General features: G+C 37.7%; 8 protein-coding genes. 3 read left to right on the top strand and 5 right to left on the bottom strand.

What is annotated here, in order from left to right; all coding sequences use genetic code 11:
• From VB654_RS24590 to VB654_RS24610, 5 genes are all read right to left on the bottom strand, one after another.
• Positions 1–302 (bottom strand): response regulator (locus VB654_RS24590; protein WP_323216457.1); only part of this gene is annotated, 302 nt, incomplete at its 3' end.
• A gap of 163 nt (positions 303–465) precedes the next feature.
• The gene (locus VB654_RS24595) at positions 466–2,964 is read right to left on the bottom strand and encodes a tetratricopeptide repeat protein (RefSeq protein WP_323216458.1); all 2,499 of its coding nucleotides are present in this window, start codon (positions 2,962–2,964) and stop codon (positions 466–468) included.
• Between the two features lie 283 nt (positions 2,965–3,247).
• Positions 3,248–5,056 (bottom strand): molybdate ABC transporter permease subunit, encoded by a 1,809-nt coding sequence (gene modB / locus VB654_RS24600; protein WP_323216459.1) that lies wholly within the window; start codon positions 5,054–5,056, stop codon positions 3,248–3,250.
• Between the two features lie 95 nt (positions 5,057–5,151).
• Entirely contained in the window at positions 5,152–5,946 is a 795-nt protein-coding gene (gene modA, locus VB654_RS24605; RefSeq protein WP_323216461.1) for a molybdate ABC transporter substrate-binding protein, read from the bottom strand.
• Positions 5,947–6,205: 259 nt separating this feature from the next.
• Positions 6,206–7,030, bottom strand: coding sequence for a sulfite exporter TauE/SafE family protein (locus tag VB654_RS24610; RefSeq protein ID WP_323216462.1), 825 nt, complete (start codon positions 7,028–7,030; stop codon positions 6,206–6,208).
• 187 nt (positions 7,031–7,217) lie between these two features.
• Between VB654_RS24610 and VB654_RS24615 the strand changes: the two genes are divergently transcribed.
• The 3 genes from VB654_RS24615 to VB654_RS24625 all read left to right on the top strand — a co-directional run.
• A complete protein-coding gene (locus tag VB654_RS24615; RefSeq protein ID WP_323216463.1) occupies positions 7,218–7,973 on the top strand; it encodes a nucleoside phosphorylase in 756 nt (251 codons plus the stop codon).
• 371 nt (positions 7,974–8,344) lie between these two features.
• Entirely contained in the window at positions 8,345–9,025 is a 681-nt protein-coding gene (locus tag VB654_RS24620; RefSeq protein ID WP_323216464.1) for a retropepsin-like aspartic protease, read from the top strand.
• A 246-nt stretch (positions 9,026–9,271) separates the two neighbouring features.
• The coding region (locus VB654_RS24625; protein WP_323216465.1) for a hypothetical protein at positions 9,272–9,509 on the top strand (238 nt) is incomplete at its 3' end.

The raw sequence follows: 9,509 nt of genomic DNA on the forward strand, positions 1-9,509 counted from the left end.
GCCCCAAATTTAAACGCATTACGGCAGTCTATGACAGTATCATTAGCAGTGAGGATAATCACTACTGATGAAAGATTACGTGTTTTTACTTGCTCGACAATCGCAAATCCACTGTCATCTTGCTCCATCCGCATATCAGAAATAATGACATCATAAGGATCACTTAGCTTTTCTGTTGCTTGAGCTACGCTAGAAGCCTTCTCTATATGGCGATAACCGTAGTCATTTAACCAATCCACCAGTTCACTCAAAAACCGGGAATTGTCTTCCACCAGTAGCAAATGAACATTTTCGGTCTGCATAATATTGTGAATTAAGGGGTTGAGAACAGGAAAAAAGGAACTAAATTATACTACTGGCTAGTATACCCCTATACTGCGTTTAATTTATATAATTAATATTATAACTGGTGCAAAATTTCATTTAAAACAGACTAATATCAAGTCTGTCTTGGCTATTTTAGCCTTATGTGTAGGGAATATAAAGTTTAAATTTAGCTCCTTTCCATCCTGTTTCTTGGATGTAGCCATTCATCTGTGTTAATGTTTTGCGGATGATGAATAATCCTAAACCACTACCATGACTTTCACTAGCTGTAGTTTTGAGAGGTTGAAATATCCAATCTTTTTTATCTGGTGGTATTCCTTGACCATCATCTTTAAACTCAATTAATAGATATTTTTGCTCACCGGGAACATTAATGCCACGAATTCCTGAAGGATTAACAACATCCTGTGCTGTCATGCATATTTGCAAATCTATTTTTTTAGCATTATGTTTCAGAGAATTTTCTACTAGCTCATTTAAAATACTCTTAATTTTCTCTTCATCACCATTAAAGTTTGAGTCGCCGTTTTGAATATCCAAAGAAATCGAAGCGTGACCAATTTGGGGATTAGCTTCCCATGTTTCAAAAAGTTTTTTGACTTTAAAGTGATGATTTTTAATTTTGATACCTTCGTTAATGGCTTTAAGATCGCTAAGAGCAACTTGAGTTAATTCTAGCTGTGTTAATAGTTTCTCAAATTGTTTATGGTGAGGAGCGTCAACAGCAATTTTTCTCATTGCACGTCTAGTTTTAGACTCGATAATCGCTAACTGGTTGTTAACAAAATCAGAAATATCGTGAGCCGTTTTAGAAATAATTTCTAAAATTTTCTCGTATCCATCATCAGAAATAGTTTCAATTTGGAATTTTTCTAATGCTCGGCGGCGGTTAACTTCTTCAAGTACATCTTCAATATCAGTAATGATACCTGTTAGTAAAGGATCTTCTGCTTGAGAGCAGCGCAAAATCCGGTAAGCAATCCCTTTGAGAATGCTGATTTCATTGGCAATTTTATGATAAATTGCTCTGTTCAGTATCTCGGTGTCATTCAAACCACTTTGGTAATCGGATTTAACCATTTCAAAGTAATCTTCTTCACTTAAGTTTAGTGTCAACATCTCTAGTGCTTGAGAATAGCGTGGTGATTCTTCTCCAATCTGTTGCAACATTTTAACAGCAGTTTCGTTGTGAGGGTTATGGGCGAAGATACTTCTAGCGCTGGATAGTAATGACTGCTCTTTATCATCTGAGTTAGCAATTGCTAAATTAAAATATTTATCTCCCTGTTCGTACAATTTAAGGCAATAGTAAAGTCTTCCTAAACTGATATGAATAACATTTATATGATATTGCGGTAGACTATCAAAATCTATAGATTCAAGTTGAAAGATTGCATCTGTATATCTACTTAATTCTTCTAAGCATCTAGCGTAAATAAAAGATATATAGTTATTAGGCTTTATTTGTAATAAGCGCTCAAGAATTTCACAAGCTTTTTCAAATTGTCTAGAATGCTGTAATAATTTCCCATATTTATTTAGAGTATTGCTATATCTATCTATGGTGATAATATCATCAGGTTTTACTTGTAAAGACCGTTCAAAAATTTCACAGGCTTTTTCATAATTACCAGATTCTGTTAATGCCTTAGCATACCTGTTTGAAATTTTTATGTTATTAGGCTCAGATTTTAAAGCATATTCAAATATATCACAAGCTCTTTCATTATTTTCCGCATCTGATAATACTTTAGCATAATTATTTAAAGTTATTATATTTTTCGGTTCTACTTGTAAAGACAGTTCAAAAATTTCGGAAGATTTTTCATAATTACCTGCATCTGCCAATGCTTTACCATAGCTATTTAAAGTTATTATATTATTAGATTCCACTTGTAATGCGCGTTCAAAAATTTCGGAAGATTTTTCATAATTACCTGCATCTGCCAATGCTTTACCATAGCTATTTAAAGCAGTTATATCGTCAGGATGAATTTGTAATGCGCGTTCAAAAATTTCACAAGCTTTTTTATTTTTGCCAAATTCTGCTAATGTTTTACCATAGCTATTTAAAGCTATTATATTATTAGGTTGAATTTGCAATGACTGTTCAAATTTTTCAACGGCTTTTTCATAATTCTGAATTTTTCCTAATATTTGACCGTAGCTATTTAAAGTTACTGTATTGTCAGGTTTAATTTGTAATGCTCTTTCAAAAAGCTCAATCGCTTTTGCATTATTTTCACATTTTGTTAATGCTTGTCCATAAGTGGTTAAGGTGTAAGCATTATCGGGATCAATCTGCAAAGCTTGTTCACAAATATCAATTGCTTTATCATACTGCCTTAATTTCAACAAAAGTCTAGCATGATTTCTCAAAACACTAATATTAGTAGGAGCCAGTTTTAGAGCTTTGGTGAAAATGCTTAAAGATTCTTCTAATTTATGATTTTTTAGCAAGATTTTGCCATAAGTCTTCAATGCTTTAATGTTATTTGGGGCAATCTTTAAAACTTCTTGAATAATCTCAATTGCTTGTGTATGTTTACCATTTTTCATGAAAACGTCAGCTTCGTTAATTAGAAATTGGATTTTATCAATCCATAGTTCTTTCTCTTGCGATGAGTTATCTGTCATGTTACTTCCTTACACGTGCTTTCACAATAATTTTCGCACATAAGTCATATTTGTCTACCAACTGTTAATTATTTCCAAAAGTCCACATTTAGCATTGCTTCAATATCGCGGATAAACGGCCATATATCAGGAAATTTACACTGTGGATAATTCCTGTGAACAATTTTGATAGTATCTTCGTAAACTTGATCAAAAACTTGCGCCTGTTAGTCACATACCCAATAACACCCAGGGTCTTGGAAAAACAGGACTAAAGTCCTGACTACGAGCGAATCTAATCTTTTCATTCCGGCATTAAAAATAACTTCGCTGGATCTAAACGCACATACCAGGGGAAAGGTTTGTCTTTGATATTTTCCCACTTTTCTTTAAATACTTCCGCCTGTAGGTGGTAATCATGACTGTGATTTAATGAATTATGCAGTCGTAAATACAACGTCATCCGGTGGGGTGTTTCTCGCTTTCTCACTAGCCAACAAAGAAAGGTATTTTCGGCGTTGGGGTCACTGGTAAAGCTGAGATGATGGGCGCGAATGCCTATATAAGCTGGTGATTGGGGTAAAGGTTCCATCACTTTGAGAGTGCAGTCCCAATCTAAGGCTTTGACTTGATTTCCAGATACTACTTTTACAGGGGAAAAATTTTTACAACCTGTTAATTGAGCGACAGTATAAGTATGGGGATGGGCGAAAATATTTTGTTTATCATCGTTAGCAATAATTTGTCCTTGGGACATGACTAACAATTGTTGACACACTTCGTAGGCTTCTTCTAAATTATGGGTAACAAATAGCGTCACTCCTTGATAAGTGCTGAGGGTTTCAATTAATTGTTCTTGTAATTGGTGGCGCAGATATGTATCTAGGGCTGAAAATGGTTCATCTAATAGTAATGCTTGCGGTTTAATGGCTAAAGCCCTGGCTAAAGCTACTCGTTGTTGCTGTCCTCCTGAAAGTTGGTGAGGATAGCGATTTTCTAATCCTTCTAACTGCACTGCTAATAGTTGCGCTTTTACTTGTTCCTTAATCGCTAATGTTGATAAGCCTTTAGGTAAGCCAAAAGCAATATTTTGCATGACAGTCATGTGCGGGAATAAAGCATAATTTTGCATTAAAAACCCAATGCGGCGATCGCGTGAAGGCAAATTAATTCCTGTTTCAGAATCAAATAATACTCGCCCATTTAAAACAATACGTCCTTTTGTGGGTGTTTCAATGCCAGCAATACAACGCAAAATCATACTTTTACCAGCCCCAGAACCTCCCAAAAATCCCAAGGTATGACTATCGCCACTAAAACATACTTGCAATCGAAAGCCAGGAAGTTTTTTGACAATATCAACAAATAATTCTGATAAATCAGTTTTATGGGAGGTTTGCGATATCGGGTATTCTTGATTTCTGAGTCCTTTGGGAAATTGGGAATTTTGTTGTTTTTGCTTCCCCCGGTTTTCTTGCCAAAAGTTGACTCCGATAATCCCAGATAAAGAAATACTCATGATCGCGATCGCCCAAAACCAAGCTTCATTCATTGCACCAGCTTCCACAGCAAAATAAATTGCCATTGGGATATTTTGAGTTTCTCCAGGAATATTCCCAGCTACCATTAAGGTGGCTCCAAATTCACCCAATGCCCGCGCAAATGCTAAACTTGTGGCCGCAACAATTCCGGGAAATGCTAGGGGTAAACTAATGCGCCAAAAGATGCTTGATTCCGACGCGCCCAGGGTTCTAGCTACGCGCAAAAGGTTGCCATCAATTTGTTCAAAGGCTCCCAATGCTGTTTTATACATGATGGGAAATGCTACCACTGTCGCCGCGATCGCTGCACCATACCAGGTAAAGACAATGCTAAAATTGAAAGGCTCCATGAGTTTACCGACAGGACCATTTCTTCCAAAAAATAGCAGTAATAAAAAGCCGACAACTGTAGGCGGTAATATTAAAGGGGCAATGAAAATTCCTTCAATTAATGATTTGGCTTTACCTCGATATCCTAACATCCAATAAGCAGAGCAAATTCCTACAAAAAATGTAATAAATGTGGCAAGTAATGAGGTTTTTAGTGATATCCAAAGGGGCGATAAGTTCATAAGCTGTTAAACAGTTGTTAAGGGCAGAAATTTTATGAGTAACGAACCACAAAGGACACAAAGGACACAAAGGAAGAAGGAAGAAGGAAATGGTGTTAATTCACAATAAAACCATATTTTTTTAGTACAGCTTTGGCTTGATTACTGGATAGAAAAGCTAGAAATTCTTTAGCGGCTGGAACATTTTTACTCCTTTTAATTACTGCCATTGGATAAACAATTGGTGAATGATATTTCTCATCTGCCGCAACTATAACTTTGACTTTGTTGGAAATTTTGGCATCTGTGGCGTAAACTAAACCTGCATCGGCGTTACCACTTTCTACTGCTGCTAACACTTGACGCACATTTTTAGCAAGGACTAATTTGGACTTGACTTGATCAAAAATACCCAATTTCTTTAATACTTGGTCGGCGTATTGTCCTGCGGGTACGCTTCTGGGTTCTCCGACGGCAATTCTCTTAATTCTGGCATCTGCTAAATTGAAAAAGCTATTAATGCCAGTAGTATTATTCGGCACAATTAAGACTAAGCGGTTATTTGCTAGGTTGATACGAGTCCCTGGCACTAAAAGTCCTTTTTTTTCCAGTGCATCTACTTGTCTTTTCGCCGCAGAAATAAAAACATCTGCTGGCGCGCCCTGTTCAATTTGTTGCTGTAATGCGCCAGAACTCCCAAAGTTATATCTGATATTGACGTTTGGTTTACCTTGTTCGTAAATGGGCTGAATTTCTTCTAGTGCGTCTGTCATACTGGCCGCCGCAGATATGAGTAAGTTGATGTTTGACTGTGCTATTAAGGGAGTGGGAGTAATTAAAGGTAAGGCGATCGCTAGGAAACAGCTAGTAACTGCTATGCCAATCAAAGCCAGAATCTGTTTTTTATTCATAGTTTTATTTTGACTGTGTAACTAAAGTTTCCAGGTGGCTAGAAAGCTGCTTGTTTGTATTTACACATGAACTTAATTTTAATTCTGTAGCAAGGATAACTGACATGATGCCAAAATAAATGCTTTTGCTTTGAATTCAAGAGAAAAAACCCAGCCTTTCCACAATCATCAGGACTGGGTGTTGTCCTCAAACCTAGTTTTTTCAGCAGATTTAGCTTTTGTAGCAAGTTATTTTACTTAAAGCCAAAATTTTGGCAATTTAAGCAATATGAGATTTCGCTTTGTGAAATACCCTAAACGCAGAGATATTTAAAATTACCCCTAAAATTATTTTCAGTATGGGTACGGGAATAATACCCACTAGCATTCCCCCAATAATCGCCCCCATAATTGAGCCAACCCCCATCGGGGCGACGGTATTTTTCAAGATGGTGCGATCTCTAAAAGCGCCTCTACTGGCATATTTAATTACCCCGACTAACACTGTGGGAAAGCTAATCAACAGACTAGCTGTGCCGGCTGTGCGAATATCTACACCAAAAGCAAAAACTAAGGTAGGAATAATCACCTCACCACCTGCAACCCCCAGTAAACTGCTAACTAATCCAATTGCTAGACCGAACAGAATACCTGCGGGTATATTCCAAGATGCTGGTAACAAGGCTGGTATTTCTTGGGGGAGAAAAGCCTCAATTATTAAGGCAATACCAATAATTACCAATAACCAGAGAATAATTCGCTCTAGCTGTTCGTTGGAAAGCCTGCTGGCCATTGTCGCCCCAAAAAAGGCAGTTATGACTGCGCCAGAAATTAAGGACAAAATCACAGGTAGCAAGGGGATGACTAAATCGAAAGAAAGCAAGCTACCTCGAATTGCTAAGGATGCAGCAATGGAAATCAAGCTGACTGCTAAGTTTACAGGTACGGCTTGCTGTGCTGAATAACCTAAAATGCTGGCTAAAACGGGTAGGCGAAATTCTGCACCACCTAAGCCAATTAACCCCCCTAATATGCCTATGGGTACTGAGTAAAGAAAGGATAATTGGAAACGGTTGATTGGTGGAGAGGAGTTATGCTCTTTCATTGTTGTTTTGGGATGCCTACCAAGCTATTTGTTTGTATTTACACATGAATTGAGTTTTGATTCTGTAGCAAGGATAGCTGACATCTTGCCAAAATAGTTGCGTCTAGTTATTTAGCTAAGGTGTCAAAACGTAGTATTCTGTTAGAGCAATGGGCAAAGCCCCACCAGAGGCGCAACTCTCAAATATATGTATCACATTGGTTTTGGGCTAGACGATTTAGGTGCATCACCTCCAAGCATGGCTTTATTATCTGGTGATCCTGAGCGATCGCGGATGATTGCTGATAACTATTTGCAGGATGTGCGCTTATTATCGGAGAATCGTGGACTTCATAGCTATCTGGGATATTTACCCAATGGTTGTCCCATCTTATCGGCTACCAGTGGTATGGGTGCGCCTTCATTGAGTATTGTGGTGAATGAGTTGGTGCAGGTGGGTATCCGGCAAATTATTCGCATCGGGACTTGCGGCTCAATTCAACCTTATATACCTGTAGGCAGTATTGTGATTAGCAGTGCAGCATTATGTCGCCAAGGTGCAGCCAATGATATTGCGCCTGTCGAGTATCCAGCCTCAGCCGATCCGTTTCTGACTGTGGCTTTGGTGAAAGCAGCACAAGAACTGAACGTTGAGCATTATTTAGGCATTACGGCATCTGTGGATACTTTTTATGAAGGACAGGAACGCACTGATTCAGCTAATCCTTATTTACTGCGATCGCACTCCGGCATGATCGAAGAATATCAGCATTTGAATATTCTCAACTACGAAATGGAATGTGGAACGCTGTTTAAAATGGCAGGAGTCTATCGGTTTGCGGCGGCAGCTGTTTGTGGTGTCGTGGCACAACGCACCGTTGAAGAAAAAGTCATCTTACCTGAGAAAGATATTGCTGTGAAGAATGCGATCGCTACTGCAATACACTCAGTATTTTCATCATGACTTTAATTAATCTTTAATATATTTATCAGTAATTATAGTTAATATATCTTGAGTAAGACGCAATTATCTAGTGATATTTACTCAACTAAAATGTGAGACTTATTAGTGTCCTACTTTCTGCGCCTCTGCGTGGGCAAAATTAATATTAGCAATCAGCAACAGCGATAATTTATTGTTTCGTATTCTCCTCAGCGTGAATACCACAAATTTTGCTGACAGTTTGGGCAATTTATTCATCAGCATCCAGCACCTTGCAATTACATCAAATACACACCTTCATATCATCAATATTGTAGGTATGTCTCCCATCCTTGTGTATTTTACGCAGTTCAAATGTCCTGTATCTAGAAAAATTCATAGAGAAACATAACATGAAAAATCCTTGGTGGCATCAGATTCAGGACTTACGCCAAATATCTCTAAAACTCTCTTTCCTTCTCTTCGAGACGCTTCGCGAACGTGTCCTTCGTGCTTCATTCTTTCATGATCTGTGCGTAAATCCTAAGATTAAAACAATTGACCTAACTTTGATAGCAGTAATTCCAATATTAGTATTTTTACCATTCTCCTATCGGGTCATAGCTGAAGATCCCGGATTATGTTTCATGATCACCTCTTCGGGCAGAATGGTGCGATTAGGGAAACTTTGTGGCGTAACCAATACACCTCCCCCAAAAAATCACAGCCAAATTTTTCGGGTTCCTATTAAACGTCGTCTTGGTAGAACTCCAGTAATTGATGTCACCTTTAATGATTATAAAACATTTGAAATGGTTGTCGATACTGGCGCTCACAGTACTTTAATTACTTCAAAAATGGCTAATATCCTCCAACTCCAGACTACAGGGATTATGCAAGCTCAAATTGCGGATGGAAGTCAAGTAAAATTTCTCACAGTTAAGGTAGATTCTTTGGCTGTGGGTGGAGTTGTGGCTAATAATTTGGAAGTGGCGATCGCTCCAAAAGCCGGAGTAGGATTATTAGGACATGATTTCTTTGGCAACTACGACATAAAAATTCGTGAAAAAGACGTAGAGTTTTACTCCCGCTAAGACTAAAATCTGAATTTTAACTCTCATCTGTACTTTGTAATTTACATATATAAAACCAATTATCTAACAGACTTAAATTGCTCTATAAATTAGACAATAATCACCGTTATATGTCTTTTTAAAACAGTTTTTGTCCTTGACTTTCTCGAATTGCATGAATAAAAATAGCAGTAACAGTTAAGCGGTATGAGCTTAATTGTGAATCAATTAAATCTACTAGCAGTAAATGCTTGAGGAGCAAATATCATGGCAAACATCACTCTTTTCGAACTAAACAATGCTGGTGCAGAATTATTTCAAGATTCTGAAAGTTTTCTCAATGAACTCAAAGATGTAGATTCCATCTCCGGTGGCAGCACTGGTACTGGCTACGGCGGCTACGGCGATTATGTCAGCGATCTGTCCACATTGACTAAGTTGGCTGAGGCATTTGTTACAACTTATGCAATTGGTCATGTAACTGTTCTAGCCAAGTCCTTCAGCT

The sequence above is a fragment of the Nodularia sp. UHCC 0506 genome, assembly GCF_034931045.1.
Taxonomy (GTDB): Bacteria; Cyanobacteriota; Cyanobacteriia; order Cyanobacteriales; family Nostocaceae; genus Nodularia.